At 62.3% G+C, this 24,437-nt stretch carries 19 protein-coding genes; 8 read left to right on the top strand and 11 right to left on the bottom strand.

Translation table 11 applies throughout. The features are described 5' to 3' along the window. Positions 1 to 19 precede the first annotated feature (19 nt). From IV088_RS13865 to mltB, 4 genes are all read left to right on the top strand, one after another. A complete protein-coding gene (locus IV088_RS13865) occupies positions 20 to 940 on the top strand; it encodes a MoxR family ATPase (RefSeq protein WP_291102996.1) in 921 nt (306 codons plus the stop codon). A gap of 139 nt (positions 941 to 1,079) precedes the next feature. Continuing rightward, positions 1,080 to 2,102 carry a DUF58 domain-containing protein gene (locus IV088_RS13870; protein ID WP_291102998.1) on the top strand — a complete coding sequence of 341 codons (1,023 nt, stop codon included), beginning with the start codon at positions 1,080 to 1,082 and terminating at the stop codon, positions 2,100 to 2,102. 124 nt (positions 2,103 to 2,226) lie between these two features. Then, positions 2,227 to 4,251, top strand: coding sequence for a DUF3488 and transglutaminase-like domain-containing protein (locus IV088_RS13875; protein ID WP_291103000.1), 2,025 nt, complete (start codon positions 2,227 to 2,229; stop codon positions 4,249 to 4,251). Positions 4,252 to 4,400: 149 nt separating this feature from the next. Further along, positions 4,401 to 5,345, top strand: coding sequence for a lytic murein transglycosylase B (mltB, locus tag IV088_RS13880; protein WP_291103040.1), 945 nt, complete (start codon positions 4,401 to 4,403; stop codon positions 5,343 to 5,345). Positions 5,346 to 5,453: 108 nt separating this feature from the next. On the opposite strand, the gene IV088_RS13885 is transcribed toward mltB, so the two are convergent. The 8 genes from IV088_RS13885 to IV088_RS13920 all read right to left on the bottom strand — a co-directional run bounded on the left by IV088_RS13885 (position 5,454) and on the right by IV088_RS13920 (position 15,638). Next, on the bottom strand, positions 5,454 to 6,290 hold the full coding sequence (locus tag IV088_RS13885) for a transglutaminase family protein (protein WP_291103002.1): 837 nt from the start codon (positions 6,288 to 6,290) through the stop codon (positions 5,454 to 5,456). A gap of 103 nt (positions 6,291 to 6,393) precedes the next feature. Beyond that, positions 6,394 to 7,356, bottom strand: a complete 963-nt coding sequence (locus IV088_RS13890; RefSeq protein WP_291103004.1) for an alpha-E domain-containing protein — start codon at positions 7,354 to 7,356, stop codon at positions 6,394 to 6,396. A gap of 3 nt (positions 7,357 to 7,359) precedes the next feature. Further along, a complete protein-coding gene (locus tag IV088_RS13895; RefSeq protein WP_291103007.1) occupies positions 7,360 to 8,799 on the bottom strand; it encodes a circularly permuted type 2 ATP-grasp protein in 1,440 nt (479 codons plus the stop codon). Between the two features lie 96 nt (positions 8,800 to 8,895). Next, a complete protein-coding gene (locus IV088_RS13900; protein ID WP_291103009.1) occupies positions 8,896 to 10,629 on the bottom strand; it encodes a DNA internalization-related competence protein ComEC/Rec2 in 1,734 nt (577 codons plus the stop codon). A 305-nt stretch (positions 10,630 to 10,934) separates the two neighbouring features. Beyond that, positions 10,935 to 11,675: a Qat anti-phage system TatD family nuclease QatD gene (qatD, locus tag IV088_RS13905; protein ID WP_291103012.1), complete on the bottom strand. Its 741-nt coding sequence runs from the start codon at positions 11,673 to 11,675 to the stop codon at positions 10,935 to 10,937. Beyond that, positions 11,675 to 12,937 (bottom strand): Qat anti-phage system QueC-like protein QatC, encoded by a 1,263-nt coding sequence (gene qatC / locus IV088_RS13910; protein ID WP_291103014.1) that lies wholly within the window; start codon positions 12,935 to 12,937, stop codon positions 11,675 to 11,677. Before qatC ends, qatD begins: the two co-directional genes overlap by 1 nt. Next, entirely contained in the window at positions 12,934 to 13,551 is a 618-nt protein-coding gene (gene qatB / locus IV088_RS13915; RefSeq protein ID WP_291103016.1) for a Qat anti-phage system associated protein QatB, read from the bottom strand. The genes qatC and qatB overlap by 4 nt, the downstream gene beginning before the upstream one ends. Positions 13,552 to 13,784: 233 nt before the next feature. Then, positions 13,785 to 15,638, bottom strand: a complete 1,854-nt coding sequence (locus tag IV088_RS13920; RefSeq protein WP_291103019.1) for a P-loop NTPase fold protein — start codon at positions 15,636 to 15,638, stop codon at positions 13,785 to 13,787. A 629-nt stretch (positions 15,639 to 16,267) separates the two neighbouring features. Between IV088_RS13920 and yfcF the strand changes: the two genes are divergently transcribed. Then, the gene (gene yfcF, locus IV088_RS13925; protein ID WP_291103022.1) at positions 16,268 to 16,885 is read left to right on the top strand and encodes a glutathione transferase; all 618 of its coding nucleotides are present in this window, start codon (positions 16,268 to 16,270) and stop codon (positions 16,883 to 16,885) included. A gap of 128 nt (positions 16,886 to 17,013) precedes the next feature. Here the strand turns inward: yfcF and IV088_RS13930 are convergent, their stop codons facing one another. Then, positions 17,014 to 17,217 (bottom strand): hypothetical protein, encoded by a 204-nt coding sequence (locus tag IV088_RS13930; protein WP_291103025.1) that lies wholly within the window; start codon positions 17,215 to 17,217, stop codon positions 17,014 to 17,016. Positions 17,218 to 17,351: 134 nt separating this feature from the next. On the opposite strand from IV088_RS13930, the gene IV088_RS13935 reads away from it, so the two are divergent. Next, positions 17,352 to 17,792: an HAD domain-containing protein gene (locus IV088_RS13935; RefSeq protein WP_291103028.1), complete on the top strand. Its 441-nt coding sequence runs from the start codon at positions 17,352 to 17,354 to the stop codon at positions 17,790 to 17,792. Next, positions 17,789 to 18,079, top strand: a complete 291-nt coding sequence (locus tag IV088_RS13940) for a hypothetical protein (protein ID WP_291103030.1) — start codon at positions 17,789 to 17,791, stop codon at positions 18,077 to 18,079. The genes IV088_RS13935 and IV088_RS13940 overlap by 4 nt, the downstream gene beginning before the upstream one ends. Before the next feature lie 20 nt (positions 18,080 to 18,099). Here IV088_RS13940 and IV088_RS13945 read toward each other — a convergent pair whose 3' ends face one another. Both IV088_RS13945 and IV088_RS13950 read right to left on the bottom strand, forming a co-directional pair. Further along, positions 18,100 to 18,621 (bottom strand): thermonuclease family protein, encoded by a 522-nt coding sequence (locus IV088_RS13945; protein ID WP_291103033.1) that lies wholly within the window; start codon positions 18,619 to 18,621, stop codon positions 18,100 to 18,102. A gap of 206 nt (positions 18,622 to 18,827) precedes the next feature. Next, the gene (locus IV088_RS13950; RefSeq protein ID WP_291103036.1) at positions 18,828 to 19,877 is read right to left on the bottom strand and encodes a TauD/TfdA family dioxygenase; all 1,050 of its coding nucleotides are present in this window, start codon (positions 19,875 to 19,877) and stop codon (positions 18,828 to 18,830) included. Positions 19,878 to 20,982: 1,105 nt separating this feature from the next. Here IV088_RS13950 and IV088_RS13955 point away from each other — a divergent pair. After that, positions 20,983 to 24,315 carry a UvrD-helicase domain-containing protein gene (locus IV088_RS13955; protein ID WP_291103038.1) on the top strand — a complete coding sequence of 1,111 codons (3,333 nt, stop codon included), beginning with the start codon at positions 20,983 to 20,985 and terminating at the stop codon, positions 24,313 to 24,315. Positions 24,316 to 24,437: the final 122 nt, after the last annotated feature.

Below are 24,437 nucleotides of genomic sequence, written 5' to 3' on the forward strand. Positions count from 1 at the left end.
TTACGTTAAGGTTCACGGCATGCACGCCGACTCGAAAATCCAGCAGCTTTTGACCCAGCTTAACACGGTCATTGTGGGCAAAAGTGCCCAGGTTTCCGACTGCGTGGCCTGCCTTTTGGCCGGTGGTCACCTGCTCATCGAAGACGTGCCCGGCGTCGGCAAAACCACGCTCGCGCACGCCCTCTCGCGCTCCTTCGGCCTGCAGTTTTCGCGTGTGCAGTTCACCGCCGACCTGATGCCCAGCGACCTGGTTGGCGTGTCGATCTACGAGCGCGGTCGCGAGGCCTTCGTGTTCCACCCCGGCCCCGTGTTTGCGCAGGTGCTGCTGGCCGACGAGATCAACCGCGCCAGCCCCAAGACGCAGAGCGCCCTGCTCGAAGCCATGGAAGAAAAACAGGTCACGGTCGAGGGCGAAACGCGTGCCCTGCCCGAGCCGTTTTTCGTGATCGCGACGCAAAACCCGCACGACCAGCTTGGCACCTACGCCCTGCCCGAATCGCAGCTCGACCGCTTCCACATGCGCCTCTCGCTCGGCTACCCCGACCGAGCCGCCGAACGCGAGCTGCTGCGCGGCGCCGACCGGCGCAACATGATCGAACACATGGCGCCCGTGCTCACCCCCGCCGATCTGGCGCGGCTGCAGGCCACGGTGCAGGCGGTGCACACCGCCGATCCGGTGCTGGAGTACCTGCAGGACCTGGTGGCCGCGACCCGCTCGGGCCGCTGGTTCGCGCAAGGCCTGTCGCCTCGCGCCGCGCTGGCCGTGGTGCGTTCGGCCAAGGCCCAGGCCTACCTGTCGGGCCGGGACTATGTGGCGCCGGACGACATCGCCGCCATCTTGCCGCAGACGGTGGCGCACCGCATGGTTCCGGTGAGCGACGCCGGGCGCGGGTCTGTTGAACAGGTCCGGGCGCTGATCGAGGCCGTGCCGCTGCCGTGAGATGGAACACCTCCGCCGCGCTGCGCGCGCCCCCCTCAAGGGGGCGATGCGAAGTGGCCTGGCAAAGCCGGTTCCACCGCGTCCTGGGTTGGGGCATTTCGCGCCGGAGACACAGCACCCACCCGCTGGTTTCACTGCCATGAACACCGCCATCTTGCGACCCTCTGTCCTCCCATGGCGCCACCCGCTGCGCGCGCTGCGCAGCCGCCTGCAGCGCTGGTTCCACGAGCGCATGCCGCGCTCGGACACACTGGTCCTGACCCAGCGCAACGTCTACATCCTGCCCACGCGGGCGGGTCTGATGATGGCGTTCACGCTGCTTCTGCTGCTGGTCGCCAGCATCAACTACCAGCTCAACCTGGGTTACCTGCTGACCTTTCTGCTGGCGGGCAGCGCGGTGGTCGGCATGCACCTGTGTCACGGCAACCTGCGCGGACTGACGATGCACCTCACGCCGCCCATGCCGGTGCACGCCGGCCAGGCCGCCGCGCTCGACATCCGCCTGACCAGCGAACGCAAGGGCGCGCGCCATGGCATCGGGCTCGGCGTCATCGATCCCGACCACCCGGGCGACGCCCACCTCGCCTGGACCGATGTGCCGGCGCAGGGCAGCACCCAGTTGCAGGTGGCCTGGGCCACACCGCGCCGCGGCCTGCACGCCCTGCCGGCGCTCACCGCGGTCACGCTCTTTCCGCTCGGCACATTCCGGGTGTGGACGGTCTGGCGTCCGGCCGCGCAGGTGCTGGTGTACCCGGCCCCGGAGGCGCACCCGCCGGCGTTGCCCGCGGGCGAGCCGCAGCCCGGGCACGCCGGCAGCGCGCGCCAGCAGTCCACCGGCGAGTTCGACGGCGTGCGTGCCTACCGCCGCGGCGATCCGCAAAAGACCGTGGTCTGGAAAAAGGCCGCGCAGGCCTTTGCGGCCGGCCGGGACGACCTCGTCAGCCGCGACACCCTGTCCAGCCAGCGCCAGCAGCTCTGGCTGGACCATGCCCACTGCGGCGTCAGCGACCTGGAGGCCCGCCTGTCCCGGCTGACCGCCTGGGTCCTGATGGCCGATCGCCTGGGGCTGGACTACGGACTGCGCATCCCCGGACGGGAGATCGCGCCCGACCAGGGGCCGTCGCAACGCGCGCGTTGCCTGGAGGCGATGGCGTCCGTATGAACACCCACCGCGTCGCCTCCGGCACCACCCTCCTTGAAGACCAGCCGTGCGGCAAAGCCAGCCCGTCCCCGACTGGACCGTCTCATGCGTGGCAGGCCGCGCTGGGCACGGAGGAAGCATTGACATGAAACGCGCCCTGGGCAGCTTTGCCGCGTCCCTGCCCCGGGACACGCGCGACACCCTCTTCCTGCTCGCCGTCATCGGCTGGGTGGTGTTCATGCAGATCGGCCACATTCCCTGGTGGTGCACGGCGCTCACGGCCGGGGTGCTGGTCTGGCGCGGCGTGCTGACGCTGCGCGGACGGCCGCTGCCCGGCTGGCGCTGGCGCATCGGACTGCTCGCGCTGACGCTGGTGGCCACCTGGCTCACGCACCGCACCCTGCTCGGGCGGGATGCCGGCGTGACGCTGATCGTGGTGCTGCTGGCGCTCAAGACGCTGGAACTGCGCGCGCGGCGCGACGCTTTCGTCGTGTTCTTCCTGGGGTTCTTCACCCTGCTGACCCACTTCTTCTATTCCCAGTCGCTGCTCACGGCGGCCGGCATCCTGATCGCGCTGCTGGGCCTTCTCACCGCGCTGGTCAACGCCCACATGCCCGTGGGCCGGCCCCCGCTGGCCCAGGCCGCTCGCATCGCCGCGGGCATGGCCGCGCTGGGCGCGCCCATCATGCTGGTGGCCTTCATGCTGTTTCCCCGCCTCTCCCCGCTCTGGGGCGTGCCGGGTGACGGCATGGAAGGCCGCAGCGGCCTCTCCGGCAAGATGCGCGTGGGCCAGATCGCCGAGCTGGTGCTGGACGACCGGGTCGCGTTTCGCGTGCGCTTCGACACGGCGGCGCCACCGCAACGGGACCTGTATTTCAGGGGCCCCGTGCTCACCGATTTCGACGGTGTGGAGTGGCGCCCATTGCGCTCGGCCTTCCCGCCCCACATGGAATTGCAGGCCGACCTGGCCGTGGCCGGTGAACCCATCCGCTACGAGGTCACGATGGAGCCGCACCAGCGGCCCTGGGTGTTCCTGCTCGAAGCGGCCAACCAGGCGCCCGAGCTGCCCGGCATGCGCGCCTTCATGACACCGGAACTGCAGTGGTTCACCCGGCGGCCCATGACCGAGCTGGTGCGCTACCGGGCCGAGGCCTACACCCAGTTCCGCCACGGGCCGCTGGAACCCGCCCTGGCGCTGCAGGACCAGATTCAGCTGCCCGCCGGCTTCAATCCGCGCACGCTCGAACTGGCGCAGCAGCTGCGGCGCGAACACGGTACCGGCCCGGCATCGTCGGCGGCCCTGATCCGGGCCGCGCTGGAGCGCCTGCGCACCGGCGGCTACACCTACACGCTGGACCCGGGCGTCTACGGGCAACACACGGCAGACGAGTTCTGGTTCGACCGCCGTGAGGGCTTCTGCGAACACATCGCGTCCAGCTTCGTGATCCTGATGCGCGCCCTCGACATCCCTGCGCGCATCGTCACCGGTTACCAGGGCGGCGAGCTCAACGGCGTCGATGGCTACTGGACCGTGCGCCAGCGCGACGCCCATGCCTGGGCCGAGGTCTGGCTGCAGGGCCAGGGCTGGGTGCGGGTGGACCCGACCTCGGCGGTGGCGCCGGGCCGCACCGGTTCGCTGGACCGGCTGCGCGCGCCGCAGGGCGCCATCGCCTCCGCCATCGGCTCGATCGACCCGGGCACGGCCCAGCGCCTGCGCGAGGTCTGGGAAGCCATCAACAACGGCTGGAACCAGTGGGTGCTCAACTACACCCAGGGCAAGCAGCTGGACCTGCTGAAGCACATCGGCTTCGAGTCGCCCAGCTGGACCGACCTGGCGTATGTGCTGATCGGGGTGGTGGTGCTGGTGAGCCTCGCCGGCGCTGGCTGGACGCTGTGGGAGCGCCAGCAGCACGACCCGTGGCTGCGCCTGCTCGCGCGCAGCCGGCAGCGGCTGCAAGGCCTGGGGCTTCACGACAGCGCCCACCTCACGCCCCGCGAGCTGGCGCGGTGGACACGCGAGCGCCTGGGCGACACCGAATTTTCAAGATCGCTGAGCGCCTGGCTGCTGCGGCTGGAAGCCCAGCGTTACGCCCCGCACAGCCCAGACACCCTCACGGCCTTGCAGGCCGAGTTCCGGAAACTGGCCTGGCCCAAGAAAGACCCGCGATGACGACCCTTCACACACTCACCCGGCGGGCCACCGGTGTGCTGGCCTGCGCTGCGGCGCTGCTGAGCCCCGCCGTTCAAGCCACCCCCACCACCGACAGCGCTCCACCCGCCCCGATCGCCGTGACCAGCTACGGCACCTCGCCCGCCGCCATGGCCTTCGCCGACGATCTCGCGCAGCGGCGCGGGCTGGATGCGGACTGGGTGCGGCAGCAGCTCGGCGCAGCACAACGCCTGCCCGGCGTGATCCGCCTGATGACACCGGCCCCGAGCGGCGCCTACAAGAACTGGGCGGCCTACCGCGCCCGCTTCATCGAGCCCGTCCGCGTGCGCGCCGGCCAGCGCTTCTGGGAAGCGAACCGCGAGGCCCTGGCCCGGGCCGAGCTCGAGTACGGCGTGCCCGCGAGCCTGATCGTCGGGGTGATCGGCGTCGAATCGATCTACGGCCAGCACACCGGCAACTTCCGCGTGATCGACGCACTGGCCACCCTGGCCTTCGACTTCCCCGCCGTGCACCCCCGCGCCGAAGCCCGGACCGAGTTTTTCCGGAGCGAGCTGGAGCAGTTCCTGAGCCTCACCCAGCGCACCGGCATGGACCCGCTGGCCGCCCGCGGCAGCTACGCCGGCGCCATGGGCTGGCCGCAGTTCATGCCCAGCAGCTGGACCAAATTCGCCGTTGATTTCGACGGCGACAGCAAGGTCGATCTGTTCAACAGCCCCGCCGACGCGATCGGCTCCGTCGCCAACTACTTCAAGGCCTACGGCTGGCAGGCTGGCCAGCCCACGCACTACCCCGTCGCATTCGATGCCACCCGGCTCGACAAGGACGGCCTGCTCGCCCCCGACATCCTGCCCACGTTCGGCGTCGAGAGCTTCACCGCCAAAGGGGCCGTGCTCGAAGGCCCCGCCCTGCAACACCCGGGCAAGCTGGCCCTGATCGAGCTGCAGAACGGGGACCCCGCCAACGGTGGCGCCCCGGCCACCTACCTCGCGGGCACCGACAACTTCTATGTGGTCACGCGCTACAACTGGAGCAGCTACTACGCGCTGGCGGTGATCGAGCTGGGCCAGGCCATCGAAGCTCTGGTCAACCGCTGAACCTTCACCCTGAAACGGTGCAAGCCAGGGCACCGCCGGGCCGGCTTCGCCGGACGGCCAGTGCCGCCCTTGAGGGGGTAGCGCGAAGCGCTGCGGGGGTGTTCCAGATCAGGCCCAGGGCCCGATCCGGATGTCCACGTCCATGCTTTCTTCGCCCCCGCCGCGGCGCAGCCCTTTGATCGGCAAACAGGCGGTGTAGTCGGTGGCGGCGGCCAGGCGGGTGTGGCGTTCGTCGGTGGGGCACCGGTGCGTGACGTCGAGGCTGATCCAGCGGCGCGTGGCGGGGTCCAGGCACACGTCGGCCCAGGCGTGGCTGGCGAGGTCGGGTTCGTTGGCCGCGTAGAAATAGCCGCTCACGTAGCGCGCCGGCAGGCCGATGCTGCGGCACACGGCCACCATCACATGGGCCTGGTCCTGGCACACGCCGAGTTCCCAGTCGAACGCTTCTAGCGCGGTGGTCTCCACGCCGGTGCTGCCCTTGCGGTACTGCACCTTGTCGGCCACAGCGCTGGCCAGGGCCACGAGGTCGGCCACGCCGGGCAGCTCGCCGCGCGCGCGCGCCGCCATCAGCGAGGGCACGGTCTGCATGGCCCACAGCGCCATGCGCGGGTGCGGCTCGGCCAGCGGCGTGGAGCGCAGGTAAAACGAGGGGTGCGGCAGCGTCGGGGGGTCGGTGAACTCGGACACGCCGTGGGTCAGCACCGTGCCCATGGCCGAGATGCTGTTCTCGCGCAGGTTCTGCTCGGGCCGGGCCACGAGGCTGAAGCTGTGCACGCGGTTGCCTTCGGTGTCGGGCTGGGGGTGCAGCGTGCCGGGGGTGCGGATTTCCCAGTACTCCACCGTCTGGCAGGCGCTGCTGACGGGCCACAGGTGCAGGGTCTGCACCGTGTAGAGCAGCGGCTGGCTGTAGCGGTAAAGGGTGTTGTGGTGGATGACGAGTTTCATGCGGTGCTCACAGGGTTGGGCCAGGGGCGTGAACCCGCTGGCTGGCCCAGGGAGCCGCATTGTGCCTGCGAGCCGCTGGGGCGACTCGCAGCACGGAAAAGCTTCAGTGGACCGTCGGCACCAGGAAGTCCTGGCTGATGCGTCCGCCGAGTTCGTTCACGCGGTCGAGGAACTGCGTGAGGAACGCATGCAGGCCGGTGGACAGGATTTCGTCGATGCGGGCGTACTGCAGGTCGGCCTTGAGCTTGCCGGCGCGGCGCAGCGTTTCACCCGAGGTGTCGTTGGCCACCACGGCCAGGTTGCTCACCACCTCGTTCATGCTGGCGGCCAGGCTGCGCGGCATGTCCGGGCGCAGGATCAGCAGCTCGGCCACACGCTCGGGCGTGATCACGTCGCGGTAGACCTTGCGGTAGACCTCGAAGCCGGAGACCGAGCGCAGGATCGCGCTCCAGTGGTAGAAGTCGTACTCCTGATCCTGCTCGTTCGCCGCACCGAAGAAGTCGCTCTGCACCGCGTGGAACTTCACGTCCAGCAGGCGCGCCGTGTTGTCGGCCCGCTCCAGGAACGAGCCCATGCGGTAGAAGTGGAAGGCCTCGTCCTGCAGCATGGTGCCCACCGCCACACCGCGCGAAAGGTGCGAGCGGTGCTTGACCCATTCGAAAAACGCGCCGGGGTCGCGCTCGAACTCCTTGGACTTGAGGTAGCCCGCCAGCTTGAGCCAGGTGGCGTTCTGCGTTTCCCACAGCTCGGTGGTGAGCGCGCCGCGCACGGCACGGGCGTTTTCACGCGCGGCGCGCAGGCAGGAGACGATGCTCGACGGGTTGGACTCGTCGCGCACCATGAAGTCCATGACGTTGCGCGGCGTGATGTCCTTGCCGTATTTGACGGTGTAGCTGGGCATCAGCTCGCTGATGACCAGCAGGCCTTCCCAGCCCACCTGGGCCACGGCGGCGGACTGCGGCAACAGGGACGTCTGGTAGTTGATGTCGAGCATGCGCGCCGTGTTTTCGGCACGCTCGGTGTAGCGGGACATCCAGAACAAATGGTCGGCGGTGCGTGAAAGCATGGGTCAGTCCTCGAGAATCCAAGTGTCTTTTGTACCGCCGCCCTGTGAAGAGTTGACGACCAGCGAGCCCTCCTTCAGCGCCACGCGCGTCAGGCCGCCGGGCACCATCTGCACCTCCTTGCCGCTGAGCACGAAAGGGCGCAGGTCGATGTGGCGCGGCGCGATGCCGCTCTCGACATAGGTGGGGCAGGTCGAGAGCGAGAGCGTGGGTTGCGCGATGTAGCCCTCGGGCTTGGCCTTCACCACCGCGCGGAACTCGTCCACCTCGGCCTTGGTGGACGCCGGCCCCACCAGCATGCCGTAGCCGCCGGCGCCGTGCACCTCTTTCACCACCAGCTCGGCCATGTTGTCGAGCATGTACTTGAGGTCCTCCGGGTTGCGCCCCATGAAGGTCGGCACGTTGTTCAGGATCGGCTTCTGCCCCAGGTAGAACTCGATCATCTTGGGCACGTAGGGGTAGATGGACTTGTCGTCCGCCACGCCCGTGCCCACCGCGTTGCAGATGGTCACGTTGCCGCTGCGGTACACGCCCAGCAGGCCGGCACAGCCCAGCGTGGAGGTAGGGCGAAACACCAGCGGGTCCAGGAAGTCGTCGTCCACGCGGCGGTAGATCACGTCCACACGGCGCGGGCCCTTGGTGGTGCGCATGTAGACGAAGTTGTCTTTCACGAACAGGTCCTGGCCCTCGACCAGCTCCACGCCCATCTGCTGCGCGAGGAAGGCGTGTTCGAAGTAGGCGCTGTTGTACATGCCGGGCGTGAGCACCACCACCGTGGGTTCGGCCGTGGTGGCCGGGCTCACGGCGCGCAAGGTTTCGAGCAGCAGGTCGGGGTAATGCGCCACCGGGGCCACGCGGTTCTGGCCGAACAGGTCGGGGAAGAGCCGCATCATCATCTTGCGGTCTTCCAGCATGTAGCTCACGCCGCTGGGCACGCGCAGGTTGTCTTCGAGCACGTAGTACTCGCCCTCGCCCTTGTCGTTCGGTGCGCGCACGATGTCGACGCCCGAGATGTGCGAGTACACGCCACCGGGCACGTCCACGCCCATCATCTCGGGGCGGAACTGCGCGTTCTGGAAAATCTGGTCGGCCGGGATGTGGCCGGCCTTGATGATTTCCTGGTCGTGATAGACGTCGTGGATGAAGCGGTTGAGCGCGGTCACGCGCTGCACCAGGCCTTGCTCCATGCTCTTCCACTCGTTCGAGGGGATGATGCGCGGGATCAGGTCGAAGGGGATCAGGCGCTCGGTGCCGGAGCCGTCCTCGTCCTTGGCGCCGTACACCGCGAAGGTGATGCCGACGCGGCGGAAGATCATTTCCGCCTCCTCGCGCCGCGCCGCCATCACCTCCGCGGGTTGCTGCGCCAGCCAGTGGGCGTAGGCTTGGTAATGGGCCCGCACCTCGGAAGGCGAAGCGTTCATCTCGTCAAACATCGGTCGGCTCATGGGCATTTTTCTCCTGGAGACAGCATAGCAAGGAGTGGGCCAGCGGTGTGAGAGTGGCCCCAAAGCAGTGCGCCCATCCGAAGGGGAATGGACCACTCAATCCGCGGTTCGGGCGGGTGGGACATCCGTGTCCGTGTCCGGCTCCCCCGGTTCTGCGGGTGCCGTCCCGGTGGGCGCATCAAAGTGGTGCCAATAGCGCCGCGCGGCCTGGCGGTGGCAATGCACCGTGTTGGGCGCCTCGCTGCGCCACAGAGCCGCACCGCATTGGGGCGATTCGACCCAGGTGAGCCGCCGCGCCCGGTAGCGATCAAGCACCACCGGCGACGGATGGGCAAACCGGTTGCGGTAGCCCGACTGGATCAGCACCTGCCGGGGCCGCAGGGTGTTGAGCAGCACCGGGCTGCTGGAGCTGGCGCTGCCGTGGTGCGGCGCCAGCATCAGGCTGGCGCGCAGGTCGGGCCGCGCCATGGCCAGGCGGGTTTCACCCTCGGCGTCCAGGTCACCGCTGAGCCAGGCGGCCTCGCTCGGATTGCTCACCCGCAGCACACAGGACATGGCGTTGGTCGAACGCAGCCCCTGCCCGTCGGGGCCGTACAGCCCGGGCGCCGGGTGCAGCACCTCAAACGCCACCCCGTCCCAGACCCAGTGCTGGCCCGCCACACAGGCCTCCCCCACGCCAAACGACGACAACCAGCGCGCGCCGGGCCAGGCCACGCGCACGGCCGCCGAACCGCCTGAGTGGTCGCTGTCGCGGTGGCTCACCAACACCGTGTCGGGCACCTCGCCCAGCGCGCGCAGCAGCGGCACCACCACCCGCTGGCCGGCGTCGCTGTCGCTGCCATGTCGCGGCCCGGTGTCGTAGAGCAGGGTGTGGTTCGCGGTGCGCACCATCACCGCACTGCCCTGCCCCACGTCGATCGCCATGACCTCAAAGGCGCCCGAGGGCGGGCGCGGCGGCTGCCAGGCCAGCACCGGCCACAGCAGCACCCCGCCCGCCAGGCGCAGCGCCCAGGGCAGGCGCAGCACCAGCAGCACACCCCCCAACACCCCGGCCACCGCCAGCGACACGGGCGGGATGGCGCGAAACACCGCCGCCCAGGGCCACTGCGCCAGCCAGGCCAGCCAGGCGCCCAGGCCCTGCACCGCCAGCGACGCCGCGTCCCACAACGGCGGCAGCAGCGCGCCCGCAAGCGCCAGCGGCGTGACCACCAGCGTCACCCAGGGGATCGCGAGCAGGTTGGCCAACAGCCCGATCAGCGAGACCTGGCCGAACAGCAGCAAGGACAGGGGCGCGAGCGCCACGGTGATGGCGGCCTGCTCGCGCAGCATGCCGAGCGCCGCTCCGCCCCAGCGCCGCCAGCGGGGCACCGCGTCCAGCGGATCGTCCCGCTCCACCCGGGCACCCGAAGCAAACAGGATGCCCACCGCGACAAAGCTCAACCAGAACCCCGCCTGCATCAGCGCCCACGGATCGAGCAACAGCACCACCGCCATGACCAGCGTCCACACCACGGGCCAGGGCCAACGCCGGGCCGACAGCCGCAGCGCGACCACCACCGCCAGCATCAAGACCGTGCGCTGGGCGGGCACGCCCCAGCCGGAGAACAGCGCGTAGGCCGCCGCCAGCACCAGGCCGCCCCAGCCCGCCGCCACCGGGGCCGGCAGCGCCAGCAAGGCGCGCGGCCACGCCCGGCCCACCCGCCGCCAGAGCCGCCCCAGCAGCGCCGTGGCCAGCCAGGCAAACAGGGTGACGTGCAGGCCTGAAATGCTCATCAGGTGGGCCACGCCAGTGCTGCGGAACAGGGTCCAATCGCTGTGGTCTGGAGACAAACAATAAAGTTGTACTCTCGAACAAATGGTTCTACGCTGACCAACAAACTTGGAAAGTTGTACTCTGGTGGGGGCGTTCAGGCGACCGGACAAACAAAAGAGTTGTACTCTGGAGAACCGCTCCACACCCCAGGCCAACAGCAAACGACGACTCCAGCCCAGTCGACTTTGAGCAAAGCACTATGGGCTAAGCAAACCGCCCGGGAAACTGGGGAATGCCCAATGAGCTATTTGCAGGGCGTTGCATCCACCCGGTGCGAGAGCGGACGGGCTCGTCATGAGGTCAGCGGTCAGCTTTCGAGTTACTACGACGGCCAATCAATTGTGCGCAGTAACCTCTGTCCGTTTGCATGCAGAGCTGCCAACGCCTCATGCGCGGTACATTCCCAATGCGGCGCGAACAGCTGCGCCGTCCTCTCCATGCTCCATGGCTGGATAGGTGCACCATTCTCTTCGGCGAACGGGCCATCGCTTTCAGGAACCACCCTTTCACGCGGAAGCCTAGCGGCCATCGCGCTGCCGGCTTCGCTTGAGAATGCGGCTGGCCCCACGCTGAACCAACACCCCATTTTGTACGCAGCTTCCATCTCTGCGACGGTCCCAGTAAACCAATGAAGCACGGCGGTACCGTAGCCCGGGTGCTTGAGCAAGATGGTCAGGACGTCCTTCACAGCTCCGCGCGAGTGGATGCTTAGGACTTTGCCGCCGAGCTCCCTGCTGCGTGACACGGCGGCCTCAAACACTTGTCGCTGTACGGGCAGGCTTGCCTTGAAGCGATAGGAGCCATCAATGCCAATTTCACCCACTGCTGCAGTCTGCTCTATTTGCTTCAGCAGTTCAGGGAGCTCAGATGCGCGTCGTGCGACTAACTCGGGATGCAAGCCGGGGGTTATGAGCACACGCGGAACATGGCCAAGAACTCTCGACGTGGCTTCGTAAGCTCGTGGGCTCGTGGTCACCAGCCAGGTGAACTCGTTTCGACGCGCAGCCTCCTCAGCGACTGCTCTTGCGTTTGGGTAAAGGTCCAAATGGCAATGAAAGTCCATCAGAGCACGCCATCCCTGCGAAGGATTGCTTCGACCTCGGACAATCCGTCACTCAGAACTTGCCGATACGAAGCCCGCTCTTCTGGCGCAGCAAAGCCGAGTGTTGCTCCCAGGAATCTGTCCAGGCCGCGTTCCTCGACTGTGAGCACAGCAAGAGCCGCCGCCATTGCGTCGTCGGGCCCGCTTGACTTATCGGCTTCGGCGAGTGGGTCATGGACGTAATTTGTTCCATCCCGGTCGGGCCCCCATGCGAAGAATGCTCCTTTGCGAATCATGCAGGGCACGCAGCGCCCACAGTGGGTGCGGTTGTAAGTCCGGAAGCGGCCACAGCTCGTGGTACTACTTGCCAGCTCTTCCAGGAGAGGCTGGTTAAGGCACTCCCGAAGCATTTGCCCCTTGGTTCTAAATTTGTAGGGCAACTCGAGCGTTACGGCGACTCCGAGCCCATCCAACATCTCTTGCATCATCCCGATGAACTGAGGGTGGGTGGTCTTGGTGCTCAAGCTCGACACACGCCCAGGGACTAAGGGAGGATTTATGCAGATGAATCCGTTCTCAGGCACGTACACCTGAACTCTCTCTCCTTCAATCCGAGAGGCAGCCAACACGGCAAATGCGTAGAAGGCTAAGGAGCGAGCGCGAGTGGACGTCTCACGCGCCCCAGGAAAGGTGATGCCATGACTCCACTGCCAGTGCGAATTGGCGCCTCCCAGCCTGGCCGCATACGAAACCTGACGAGGTGAGTCATCGTGGGCGCGCTGAGAAACAAACACGGGCCGGCGGCCTTGCGATACGAGGTCGATACCGCCGACCAAACTATCCAGTCCCCCGGAGAGCAGACAGACGCAATCGTGCGGCACGACCGCCTTCGTGCCTGCCGGAGGTGCTTCACCCCCTGCGATGAAGTGGAGCGTCCAATAATCACCTGTCAACAACTTGAGCATCTTCTCAAGGTGTGCCTCGAACCCGGACCACCGCATTGGTTCGTGCAACCCTACGGTCAGCTCGATAACACGCGTCCAGCCGTCTGCGCTTGTCGCCCTGGGGCAAGCCAGGTCTGCCGCGCAGACAGCCAAACAGAACTGCACGAAGTCCCACCTCGCGGCATCGGGTGCAAAGCCCTTGCGCTTGAGCAGGCGCTTCCACTTGTTGGCGATGTTGCCCACGCCCTCACGACTGGCCGATTTGAAAAACGAGAAAGCCTGCTCATCCGGCAGAAGGTTCTCCGGCAGACTCTCAACGCTGGTGCATAGAATTTTCATTCGCCGAACACCTCCAAAGTAGCCGCCAAGACATCGCTGGCCAATCCGTGGGAATCGACGGGACGTGGTCCCAACTTATCAAGCTCCACTCGTACCAGTCCGCGCACGTACTCGCGAATATCGTTGCGGCATAACTGCACCTGTTGAGGTGTGTACTTCAACTTCTCATAGCTCTGGCCCAGGAGAAGGTCGACGCGATTGCAGATGTCGTTCGCGACGGTGAAACCGATGACGTCCGCGATTTGCCGGTCGGTCAGATTGAAGATGTCGACATCGGGAGATGTCTCATACAGCATCGAGAATGTCTCCGTAGCTGCATTGCGAAGCGACTCTTCATCTATGCTGCCCGAGTTTGGTATGACCTCTTTTACGACCTCCAGAATGAGGTCCTCGGCAGAGAGGTTTGCCGCGCGGACACGCTGAACCCAATTGACGACACCCGCGTTGGTCCCATCACGTGCCTGAGTAAGAAACTGACCCAGAGCGCCGGCGCCCTGCGCTGTGGAACGCATGGTGCTGGCAGCGCGAGCTGGGCCCCCCATCCCTCGACCGACCATCCGCTTCGCAGCGGCCTTGAAGTCGTCTCGTCCGCCGCCTGCCAACGCACCAGACATGGCAGTGCGGGCTGCGGCAAGCCGTCGAGAAGGATTAGCCACTGTTGCCTGTTGAGCGGGTGCCCCTTCGCCCTGAGGTCCATCCCCACCGCCGTCACCGTCGCCATCTCTTTGCCCATCTCCACCTTCGCCCCCATCGCCATCCCCGCCTCCACCTCCGGCGGGGCCATCTAACCACTCAGGGTCGAATGGAGAGCGCGGTCCGCCGCCTTTGCTCGAAGTAGACGTCCCCATCAGCCACCCCTCTGCTTCATCTGCTCAATTGCACGTTTCACCGTTCTGTCCGTGTCTGCATGGACAAGCCATACTTCTAAAACAGGCTTTGCCCAAGGCTGGGCAGCCAACTCCGGAATGAGACCGGAGCCGATAGATGCAGCAGGAGCCTTCGACAGCAACTCCGCCGCTGTCGGCCCATGCTGCGCAAATACTCTGCAAGTTTCGATGAGCATCAGCACATCGGCGCCAATACGCCACGTTCGCTTCGGCGCTTGGAGGGCCCAAGCGCGAGTCATCGCCAGGCCTGCCTGGGCAGCACCGGCCTGAGTGATAGCCTCAGTTAGCGGCGCATTTCGTGCAGTGGCTGCGACTAGGGCATCGCGGAGCTCACGCCCCACTGCGGTCAAATTGTCGATGCCGAAGTCGCGGGTTTGCGTGTCTCGACTGAGGTGCAACAATGGACGAAGGTCAACATCCCCTAGAGGCGGGGCAAGACCGAGCCATTGGTGAACAAACGGGTCGTTGGCATCGAAAGGCGCTGCGAGCTCTTTTCCGGCTGCATTTGCTTCTTCGGCAGCTTTTAGTGGAGCCACTCGCCCGTCGGATTCGGACGTCACCATATTGGCAAGAGCAATTGAAAGGTCGGGGGCACAGCGTTCGACGAGATGCCATTTCGCCAACGCTTGGAGGTCAAGCTTAATGCCCTGGGGTTCAGCCAAGCTCGACCTTAGGAAGACGGTGTTCAGAAAGCGCTTCATCAACCTCGGGTTCCCATCGACTGCAAGTGACCTTGTCAGCAATGGTGCGAGGCCATCGGCAAGCTTCATCAAGTCGAGCATGTGCTGGTTGTCGAGGCCTACCTGCGCTTCCAAAAAATCAAGCGTTACCGAGTCGCCGCGCCAAGCTTCTCGCAGTCTCTCAGAAACGGCTCCTAAAGCAACGTCGAACTTCAATCTCTCGAAGTGACCGTCCTCCCTCGCACGCTGCATGAGTAAAAGTGCGATGTATGCCTTGGCTTCGTTGACGCCGAGCCGCGGGACCTGCAGCGGAACTTGGATGAGCTTGTCAAAGTAGTTCGTCGCGACCTCATCCTTGATTCCAGTCCCAGCGAAATGAACCCTGACTGCCCCTTTGATGAAGTCATTATCGGCAGCGACCACGAACGCGCTGCGCTTGATAAAGAGCAGTAAGCGAATGGACTCGAGCGTCGAAATTGCGGTCTTGGGCAGGCAGCGGTCGAGGTCGTCGACGAAAACTACAAGCGTGATTTTCAGCTCGTCGAGCAACGATTCGAGAGCCAGTCGAAATGCCTGAATCTCACCAGGCAGGGAAACTGGCTCCGCTGGCTTGAGCAGGCCGTCTCCGCCTTGCTCCTTATCCGCTCCTTCAGCTCCCTTCTCGTCGGCATCCCCTTTGCCGATAAGCCCGAACTTCTGCATGGCTCGGCCAACCATCCCGACCGGCACGCCAGTGAAATATGTGGCTGCGGCCTCACCGCCCAGTTGAACGAGTCGCAGTATGTTGATGCGTTTTAGAAGTCGCTTTGCCTTGTCGAAAAGGTCTGCATTCGTTCGCGCTCTCTCAAGAACTTCATCACCTACCAGTTGCAAAAGGGCGTTGCGGGCGCTATCAAAATCTTGATAGAGCCAAGGATTGAATGTGACTAGCACATATGTGTTTTCGCCCGGCTTGTTGAGCGTTTCGAGGCGTTGCGCCACCATTTTGACGAGAGAGGTCTTTCCTGCACCCCATCCACCGGAGATGCCAACGGATATAGGCTCTCCGCCAGCCTGTTGAAGCAACTTCGCACACGCATCGGCTACGACCCCAAAATTCAAATAGTCGACAGTCGTTTCGTTGTCATGCCACATTTAAACCCTCCCCGATTTTTCGTAACTCTGCACCAATAACGTAGGTGCTATTTTATGTTGACGGCTTGCACGCCGCTCGTGGTTATAAGGCACCGATGCCTTGCCTGATATTAGTTGTTACCAGCACTCCGCTTAAATCGGCACCGACTTTATTGCCCTCATTGATTCACCGTTCAAAATCAAAACACGCATTCTGAACGGTGAATATGTCGCTCATGTCGCATGCAATTGAAAGACATCGAGTCATTCTTCTTGGCTAACGGCTCCTACCGGGCGACGGGGAGGCGACCGCACGAGCCCCATACTACGCGGGAGAATCGTGCCGCCACTACGGTCGAGCCTAAAGAGTGCCGGCAGGCGGCCTGAAATCAAGTCGATTCAGCAACGCGTGCTCTCATTGATTTTGGTCGTCATCCTGCACGAGCACCAGTACGACGAGTGGCTGACCGCAGCACCGTCAAAGTCGATGGACTTCATGCGCCAGTACCCAGCGCATCTCTTGCATTCCACGCCAGACCCAGACCGCGGCAAGAAAAAGCGATAGGACGCGGCTTTGGTCAGCGATTTCGCTCCTGCCTGGACACGCCACGTTGACTCAACCCTCCAAGCTCACGAGAAATCACCCCACCGTGCTCCTCTACGTAGACTCCCAATTCGCATCCCCGTATGCGCTTTCCGCCTTCGTTGCGCTCCGCACGAAGGGCATCGCGTTCGAGGTCGTGCCACTGGACCTTGCAGCAAGCCAGAACACCACCCCTGACTACAAGGAAACCTCGCTCACCGGCAGGGTGCCCACCTTGGTCTGCGACGGATTCGCCCTCTCGGAGTCATCGGCTATTGCCGAGTACCTCGAAGAGCTGCACCCCATACCGCGGCTGTACCCCTCCTCACCTCAGGCCAGAGCGCGCGCTCGCCAGGTTCAGGCGTGGTTGCGCAGTGACCTGCTGGCTTTGCGGCAAGACCGTTCGACGGAGGTCATCTTCTACCGCCCCACCGTCTCGCCGCTGAGCCCTGCGGGCGAAGTGGCTGCGAAGAAGCTGCTGCAGGCAGCCTCTGCTTTGCTTGCGCACGGAGAGGGCCACCTGTTTGGTCAGTGGTGTATCGCAGACCTGGACCTGACCGTCATGCTCAACCGCCTGGTCCTCAACGGCGACCCAGTCCCCGAAGCCTTGGCCAGCTACGCGCGCAGGCAGTGGCAGCTTGCTGCGGTGCAGGAGTGGCTACGGTTCCCCCGACCGGCACTTTGAGCGCGGCCTGCAACTTGACTGATTCACCAACGGCCAGTACGCGATGTACTGACCATTGCTCTTTGAGTATCGAAAGCCAAGCCCGAAAGCCTGCTCCACGCAGGTAGGCACCACTTGCATATCCAGCGTCAATATGCCCCGTCTTCCGGACCTTCTTTGTCCGCGAGCATGACCTGCCCGGACGCCTGGTGACCCACCATGCACTGCCAGTTCAGTCGTCGGTACTTTTGGAACACGATGACAAGACTGGATTCGCTAGGTACATTCGCGCGATGCCTGCGCAACAGCCTGTCCCACACGAATTTCGTCATTTGCTTGATGATGCGGCCCATGGGTTTGCATCCAAACATTCGGCAGGGAAGCTAGGTAACAGACACGCGGGGCCCACGTGGGTGTGCGACGAAGAGGACGGGCAAGAGCCAAAGTACAAATCCTCCACCCCAAGCTGCACCTGAAAGCGACTTCGATGCGGCTGGTCTTCACCGACTTTGATGGGGTCCTCCATCCCCTTGATGCGGAGCTTCCCGAGGGGCGCCGATTTTGCTGGCTACCTGTACTTGAATCTCTGCTCGTCGGCCACCCCGACGTACACATAGTTGTTCATTCCAGTTGGCGCTACGAGTACATCGACCAAGAACTGCGAGCACTACTCGGGCCGTTGGGACCGAAGTTTGTCGGCAGTGCGCCGCGCGGACCCCGCGAACAATCGATAGAGCTCGTACTCCAGGCGAATCGACTTGTTCGGCACCATCTCGTACTCGATGACGACAAGCAAGAGTTCACCGGCACTGCGGTCAACTTGTTGCTGCTCAACCCTCAGCGCGGAATTTCGGACGAACCGGCTCAATCCGCCATCAGGAACTGGCTGCAAGCGACGTCCCCAGTTCAGTCTCACGTCACCCCATGAAAACTGAGCCGCCGACACGCACACCCGGCCTGCGGGAGCTTGACCTAGAACGAATCAAATCAGAGCAGATTGGCGCCAGCGTCATCACCAGCGCAGAGGCGCTGGTGCGGCGGGTGGAAGACTTGCTTTTCGAGGCAGACGACATGCTGCAAGACGCTCAGCTCCGGCAGGACCCTCATTGGTGGCAGTATGCAGACCGTCGTGACGACCTTGTGGATGTTCTGAGAGCAATATCCAACGCAGTTGAGTTCACCTTGAAGACCGAGCCTTCAGACAAGAAGCGATAGAGCGAGCTCCTGAACATTCCTCATCGCCCGTTATGCCTCCAGTCCCAAGGCGCTTCTGGTTCTGGGTCAACCCACAAACCTCTTCGTTCGCTGCGAGCCTCGTTCTCAGACTTCGCGTACAGGATTCGGTCCGGGAGACTTTGTTCTTCCTCATAGGCTTTGTAGTGCCAAGCAAGTCCCGCCGCAACCATCGCTAGGTTGATGTCACTGCCCTCGAACACCACCTTGCCCACTGTACGGCCGTACCTGTCCTTCTTGTCCGACTCCACTTCTACGTGCTTGGAAAACACTAACGATGCGAGGAGTTCGCGGGACCGTTGACCAAATGCTTGCTTTCGTTCCGGCGCGTCAATACCGGAAAGGCGAATTTTGTGTTGCCGCTGATATGAGTCAAGCAACGTGATGGTGTCGCCATCCGTCACACCAACGACCTGCCCACCGATGACATCCGCGTGACTGGTCCCCTGTACGAAAGCCACCAAGAAGGCGGCAATGAGATGCTTCATTTGAGAGAAAAAACGATGCCCGGTCAGACCGGGCATGAGAAAGCACACGAAGTGCTAAGGAGGAGAGTCCTCAATGAAGACTCCACAGCTATTTTGACCGCGAGAATATGCCTCGTCATCCTCACTTCAGAGGATTCAGGCATGCTATCGAGAGAGCGCACCTGAGAAGCTGAAATCAGCATACGCTGCCCACCGAGCCTCTTTTTCTGAAGCCCCCGCACACGCCAAGAGCGTACCTTGGACTATGGGTAGAGCACGTGTGGAGGCCAGTCGCCGAGGTGTCGTCTGTGGTCGTCCAGCTCCGACGTGTCCAATGCATAGGTCCGCAGCAGCCATCTTGAATGCCCGCCTATGTCGCCTCCCACCTCACGTCGACCGTGTAGGCAGAGCCGATTGCTGACAAGCAGGACATCGCCAGGCTCGATAGCCACTGGTATGGCGACTTGGAGGCAGGCCTTTTCAAAGTTATCCGCAGCCGACTGTGCTGCTCCACCAGGGTCTGTAGGGAACACGTTTGAGTGGCTGAAGCGAACAATCGTGCCAAAGGCTACGTCCTTGAGGACAGGTTCATCAATGGCTGTATGCACGGCCCCCAAGATGTCTTGCATACCTTCAAGGAAAGTAGCTTGCGACCCGAAGGAGAACTGTCCCTGCTTCAATTCGCGGACATCGTCGGGAGACAGCTTAGCCAAGGCTTCGTGGAGAACCATCACCGTTGTCGGCACGCCTTTTGGATTCCGCAGTCCCACCAGCGTCACAAAGTCCGGCGAAGGTGCGATTCGCGAGTTGGAAGAGTCGAAGTCGCCCTTGAACGGGAAGCTCACCGCATCCGTGTGCCCGCGCAGTCCCCCCTGCGACTTGTGCGCGAACTTACCGTCGCCCGGAATCGCTGTCAGGCTGACAAACAGTTCGCCACTGTTTTCCGACCCATATGAAACAGTCTCTAAGCCAAGGAACCCGTGGGTCGCAATTGCCGCAGCGCGTCCCATCTGAGTGCCGCCGGCGTCCGGAACTGGAGTGAACCACTCAGGCGTCTCGGGCAACTCACCAGGCTCGAACACACCGGCAAGCAAAACGAAGGGCGCCGCGATGACTTCCTGGCGAACCACCACCGGGTCCTCGCCCGCTCCATCCAAAGCCTTCTCGACTGCCTTACCCAAGACAACACTGAGCTCACCAGGACAAGCTAGAGCGTTCGTTCGATGTTCAAAGGTGGTCGCCTGCTCCCATGATGTTAGTACGGCCCTGATTGCCGTCGCCAACTTTGGCTCTGTCATAAATTTCCCTGACATTGATACATTGTTGATATACACACTATACTGGTGTCAAGGGGCACATGTGCGCCCCGTAGCCATGGAGGGCGCCAATGCGAACCACACTCAACCCAGTCGACTTTGCTCAAGGGCAAGTGCTCTTGACTCGCCTCCCGGACACATTCTCTAACATTCTCCAGACAGCCCAACTCGAGTCGCGGCCTAACGGGTGTGTTGCTGTGTCTTACGAAGTTGCTGGCGCAGGGAGATGCCTTGCCGTGGCCTCTTCTCCAAACGAAGCGATTCGACAGGCACTGGTTGACCTAGCTTCCATCCTCACGCACTGCACCGAGCAACAACCTACGGCTCAAAGTTTCGCCAGCGAAACCGCGCCTGAAGTTGATACAGAAATCCCATCCTCGTCCGAACGCTCTTTATCCAAGTCGCGGCAACAAACTATTGGAACTACATTGCCTTTGCGCCTGAAGGAGCATCTCTATGAGATAGCTTCCTCAGAAGGTACGAATTTTGCGGAGGTATCCCGCAGATACGTTGTTTTCGGTTTTGAGGATTTCGTTTCAAGGTCGCTCTATACGAGCTCGACTTCGCTATTCGAGATGCTTAGTCACGAGCTTAGTGACTGGCAGGGCTCTGGAACGGGGCAGACAATGATTCGCTTGGACCCAGGCTACGCTGTTCGCCTTCGGACAACTGCGAAGGAGTACAAGAAGTCAGTCTCCGAGCTGACCACGCTATGCGCAGCCCACGGACTTGCGATGCAGAAGCTGTTAGCAACTCTCGAGACAAAGGTCTCGAGTTGCAAGGGAGCCGCGATACGCAATTTGGTTTCAAAGCTTGGACTTCAAACAGTTGCAACCCCTCTTGTCTCGGGCATCCTTGTAGGAAACATACGAGCCCCGAGGAAATTGCTTTCCAAACTGGCAGGGGCTTTTGAGACCCATGAGTCGCTACTGTCAACATTGTTCCGAGGTAGCTTTGACCGCAGGTTGGTACCTGCCTATAAGGCAGACGCCGGAAAGCCTGTGCTCTCCACTGCACCCGCAACTTGGACATCAGCTGTGAAGTCGCTCAATCTGTCGACTCAAGACGCCAAGGCCCTTCTGGACCTAGGGGTCTGAGGCACATGAATCCGTTCCAGCGTGCGCGAAATGAAGCACTTGCAATCAGAACTAAGTTAGCGTCTACGCTTTCACCCACTGCTGTAACGGCGAAGGACCTCCTAGAAAACGTAGAGTCCGTCCTGAACATTGCGATTGAGTCAGTGCCGCCTGCCTACTCCGACTTGGGCGGAGGAACTGCAGTACTTCAGCGGGAGCAAATGTTCATCTACGTAAGCTCGGAAGTAGAGTCATGGAGTGCTGAATTCTGTGGCCTTGTTGCGCACGAACTCGGGCACTACTTCCTTGACTCAACTAAGCAGGCAACAACGGTTACCCACCTTAGCAAACTGTTGGGAAGCGCCGGCAGTCCAGCCGTCCTCCAAGTTGAGGCCTACGGAGCACGTGAGAGGCAGGAGCTCCAAGCGAATGTGTTCGCTCGCGAGCTGTTGCTGCCGCGGAATGATGCCCGTCAATTTGCTTTAGCTGGAAAGGGGCCCGCAAAAACTGCAAATGAGCTAGGCATCCCCCTGGAGTTCGTCCGGCAGCAGATGCTCGACGGGCTGTTGCTCCCTGAAGCTACGGCGACAACAAGCCCACTGAGCGAGCCAAGTCCCGACCAGCGCGCCGCAGCGATGGCTCAAGAGCGAGCGGCTAACGTGGTGGCCGGTCCAGGAACTGGCAAGACTACGACTCTCATCCACCGCGTGAAGTACCTGGTGGAAGACAAGCAAGTACACCCGAGCCAGATTCTGGTTCTCACGTTCACAAACAAGGCGGCATTTGAACTGGTAGAGCGGCTGCGCAACGCTGGCATTGCGGATGCCTCTGAAATCTGGGCAGGCACATTCCATTCGTTTGGACTGGAGTTCCTGAGAAAGTATCACCAGCACTTCAGTTTGGACTCTGACCTACACGTTTCAGACCTGATGGGTTCGATGACCAACATGGTCAAGGCCTTGCCAAGAGTGGAACTCAACCATTTTTTGCGTGTTGAGGACCCATACGAATGGCTTGGCCCTGTTATCGACGGAATCACGCGGCTCAAAGAGGAATTGGTCACTCCCTCAGCCTACAGACATTTCGTTGAGAAGAACGAAGACGATGATGAGGAGCTCCAGCAGAAGCGCCTTGATGTAGCCACCCTCTTCGAACTGTATGAGACGCTGCTCAAGGAACGCCAGACTGTTGACTTCGTAGACCTCATTTCGAAACCTGCCAACGCCCTCCGAGAAGACAGAAAGCCCTTCGTAGAGCTGGTCGACCGCTTCGAGCACGTTCTGGTGGATGAGTACCAGGACGTCACACAGGCTATGGTCGAGTTGCTACGGCAGTTGGCCTACAAAAAAAATATCTGGGTAGTTGGGGATATTCGGCAGGCCATCCACCACTGGCGGGGTGCTTCGCTGAAAAGTTTGCTGAAGTTCGATACCGAATTTAAGGCCCACGCCGGAGGGTCCGCAATCCAAAGGTACCCTCTCACATACAACAGGAGAAGCTCGCAAGAAGTCGTCGACCTCACTCAAAAGATTGGTCGCGAGCATGTTCTCGAGAGTTCGTTGAAGCTGGATGACGTCTTTGCAACTCACGGAGCATCGGGCGCAATGCCCGTCGTTGTCAGCTGCAGCGAGAGCGATGCAATTCTCGGCGCAGTTTCCGAACATGTTCGCAATCTAGAGGCCAACGGGGTGCCATTTGGTGGCCAAGCTGTCCTTTGCCGAAAAACAAGCGATGTGGAGAGGGCCGCAGAACTACTTGAGCAAGCTGGCATCCCCATTGTCTACGTAGGTGAACTGAACGCCCGGACGGAGGTTAAGCACTTACTCTGCCTGATTCAGCTTCTCGTGGAGCGTCGCCCAAAGGCCCTCGTTGGTCTATCGGGCATTCCAACCCTCAACATGCCGCTGATTGACATAGAGATTCTCAAAAAGGCGGCCGAGAACGACGTGTCCTTCCAGCGAGGCAGATGGATTCACACCCCTCCGCCCGGCCTTAGCTCTCGAGGGCTTGAAGTAACGTCAAACCTCCGCAAGCTGATTGGGAAGTACCAACATGGCTCCAACCCGTGGGCCGTCATTTGCGACCTCTTACTGGAGCAGCGCCTCGGCCTTCCGCCCTTCGCGGACACAAGCGTTCGAGCTTGGGTATCCCGCATCGCTCTTTGGCAGTTCGCCTACAGCGTGAGAAACGGGGATGGAGAAATGAAGGAGGCGAGGCTGTCCCGGTACTTCCTGAGACAGCGCCTGCGCCAGAGAATCGGCGATGCCCAAGGCCGGCGTGAGCTTCCCCCAGAAGCTGCAGTTCTCAACGGCGTCCGAGTGATGACAGTTCATGGGAGCAAGGGACTGGAGTTCGACGCCGTGCACGTCGGCTTTGTGAGCTCTGACAGCTATGGAAGCCAGGCACCAAGTTGGAGTCCCGATGGAATTCTCGACATCGTGCCGCCAGAGGCGCTCGGCAGCAGCCTAGACGAGTACAAGTTCGAGGCGTCAGTGGAACGGAACAACCTGCTCTACGTCGCGGTATCCAGAGCAAAGCGCCACCTCTTCCTTTACCAGGACACCAAATTTAAGAATTCGACTGCGCCCCAGCTAAACCATTTCCCCAAGAAGTTCCAACCAGAGACGTACAAGGGCCTAGCCCTGACCAAGGGAAAGAGCCTCTCGAGCGGAGCGTTTGTCCCGCCAACGGCAATTTCTTTCGAGGACTTCTACAGCTATGCGACTTGCTCGCTGCGCTACTGGTATACCCGTGTTTTGGAGCTGCAGAGCGAATCCGACATCGATACATCTTTGCGTGCCAAGTGGGCGGTGATGGATGCGCTCAAGGCGTTCTCGTCAGGGTCTAAAAGCACCCCAGAGCGTGCACTCGAAGACGAGTGGATAGCAAAAAAATTGCCCCCTTCAACCGAAGACCCGTCGCTGTGGAGTGATGCGATTTTTGCTCTGAAGCGAGGAGAAGCTCATGTAATCGCACTGCGGAAACGAGGTGGCACTTTCGAGCAGACGTCGGCTGTCATTGGCGGTCTAACGCTACAGATGCCATGGGGGTTTCGCATTTCTGGAACGTATGGAGGTACTGAGTTTGCAATCCTTCGGTTCTCGAGACGCGGTATCAGTGAATACACGACCATCCTGAAGCCATTGCTCCAGGGCATTTGCCTCCCTGGGCCTGTATCAATTTCACTTCATCATGTTCTTTCAGACAAGACGGATGCAGTCCCTGGCACTAGGTCAATCGAGATGACCAAATCGTATAAGGCCGCGTTGCGGTTCGCTACCGGGGACAACAGTCCTATGGTTGGACGTCATTGTGGACGTTGCGACTTCTCCTCAATCTGCCCGTCTATCCCAACTTAGCTGGAGCTCTGCGACCGAACTAGCTCATTCAGGCTTACAAGTCTGAAGAGTGTGAAGTACGTCAGGCGCTAGGTGTGAAGCGTCAAGAGGTTGTTTCTTGACGAGCTGAGTCTGGAGATGGG

The organism is Hydrogenophaga sp., from assembly GCF_018780075.1.
In the GTDB taxonomy this organism is placed as follows: domain Bacteria; phylum Pseudomonadota; class Gammaproteobacteria; order Burkholderiales; family Burkholderiaceae_C; genus Hydrogenophaga.

Excerpts from the sequence above, each read along its gene's own strand:
- IV088_RS13950 (WP_291103036.1), bottom strand. The coding sequence starts at position 19,877 with ATGTCAGGGAAATTTATGACAGAGCCAAAGTTGGCGACGGCAATCAGG.
- IV088_RS13920 (WP_291103019.1), bottom strand. The coding sequence starts at position 15,638 with ATGTGGCATGACAACGAAACGACTGTCGACTATTTGAATTTTGGGGTC.
- IV088_RS13885 (WP_291103002.1), bottom strand. The coding sequence starts at position 6,290 with ATGAAACTCGTCATCCACCACAACACCCTTTACCGCTACAGCCAGCCG.
- IV088_RS13890 (WP_291103004.1), bottom strand. The coding sequence starts at position 7,356 with ATGCTTTCACGCACCGCCGACCATTTGTTCTGGATGTCCCGCTACACC.
- IV088_RS13935 (WP_291103028.1), top strand. The coding sequence starts at position 17,352 with ATGCGGCTGGTCTTCACCGACTTTGATGGGGTCCTCCATCCCCTTGAT.
- IV088_RS13955 (WP_291103038.1), top strand. The coding sequence starts at position 20,983 with ATGAATCCGTTCCAGCGTGCGCGAAATGAAGCACTTGCAATCAGAACT.
- IV088_RS13875 (WP_291103000.1), top strand. The coding sequence starts at position 2,227 with ATGAAACGCGCCCTGGGCAGCTTTGCCGCGTCCCTGCCCCGGGACACG.
- IV088_RS13865 (WP_291102996.1), top strand. The coding sequence starts at position 20 with ATGCACGCCGACTCGAAAATCCAGCAGCTTTTGACCCAGCTTAACACG.
- qatD (WP_291103012.1), bottom strand. The coding sequence starts at position 11,675 with ATGGACTTTCATTGCCATTTGGACCTTTACCCAAACGCAAGAGCAGTC.
- IV088_RS13870 (WP_291102998.1), top strand. The coding sequence starts at position 1,080 with ATGAACACCGCCATCTTGCGACCCTCTGTCCTCCCATGGCGCCACCCG.
- qatC (WP_291103014.1), bottom strand. The coding sequence starts at position 12,937 with ATGAAAATTCTATGCACCAGCGTTGAGAGTCTGCCGGAGAACCTTCTG.
- mltB (WP_291103040.1), top strand. The coding sequence starts at position 4,401 with ATGGCCTTCGCCGACGATCTCGCGCAGCGGCGCGGGCTGGATGCGGAC.
- qatB (WP_291103016.1), bottom strand. The coding sequence starts at position 13,551 with ATGTCTGGTGCGTTGGCAGGCGGCGGACGAGACGACTTCAAGGCCGCT.
- IV088_RS13940 (WP_291103030.1), top strand. The coding sequence starts at position 17,789 with ATGAAAACTGAGCCGCCGACACGCACACCCGGCCTGCGGGAGCTTGAC.
- IV088_RS13930 (WP_291103025.1), bottom strand. The coding sequence starts at position 17,217 with ATGGGCCGCATCATCAAGCAAATGACGAAATTCGTGTGGGACAGGCTG.
- IV088_RS13895 (WP_291103007.1), bottom strand. The coding sequence starts at position 8,799 with ATGAGCCGACCGATGTTTGACGAGATGAACGCTTCGCCTTCCGAGGTG.
- IV088_RS13945 (WP_291103033.1), bottom strand. The coding sequence starts at position 18,621 with ATGCCCGGTCTGACCGGGCATCGTTTTTTCTCTCAAATGAAGCATCTC.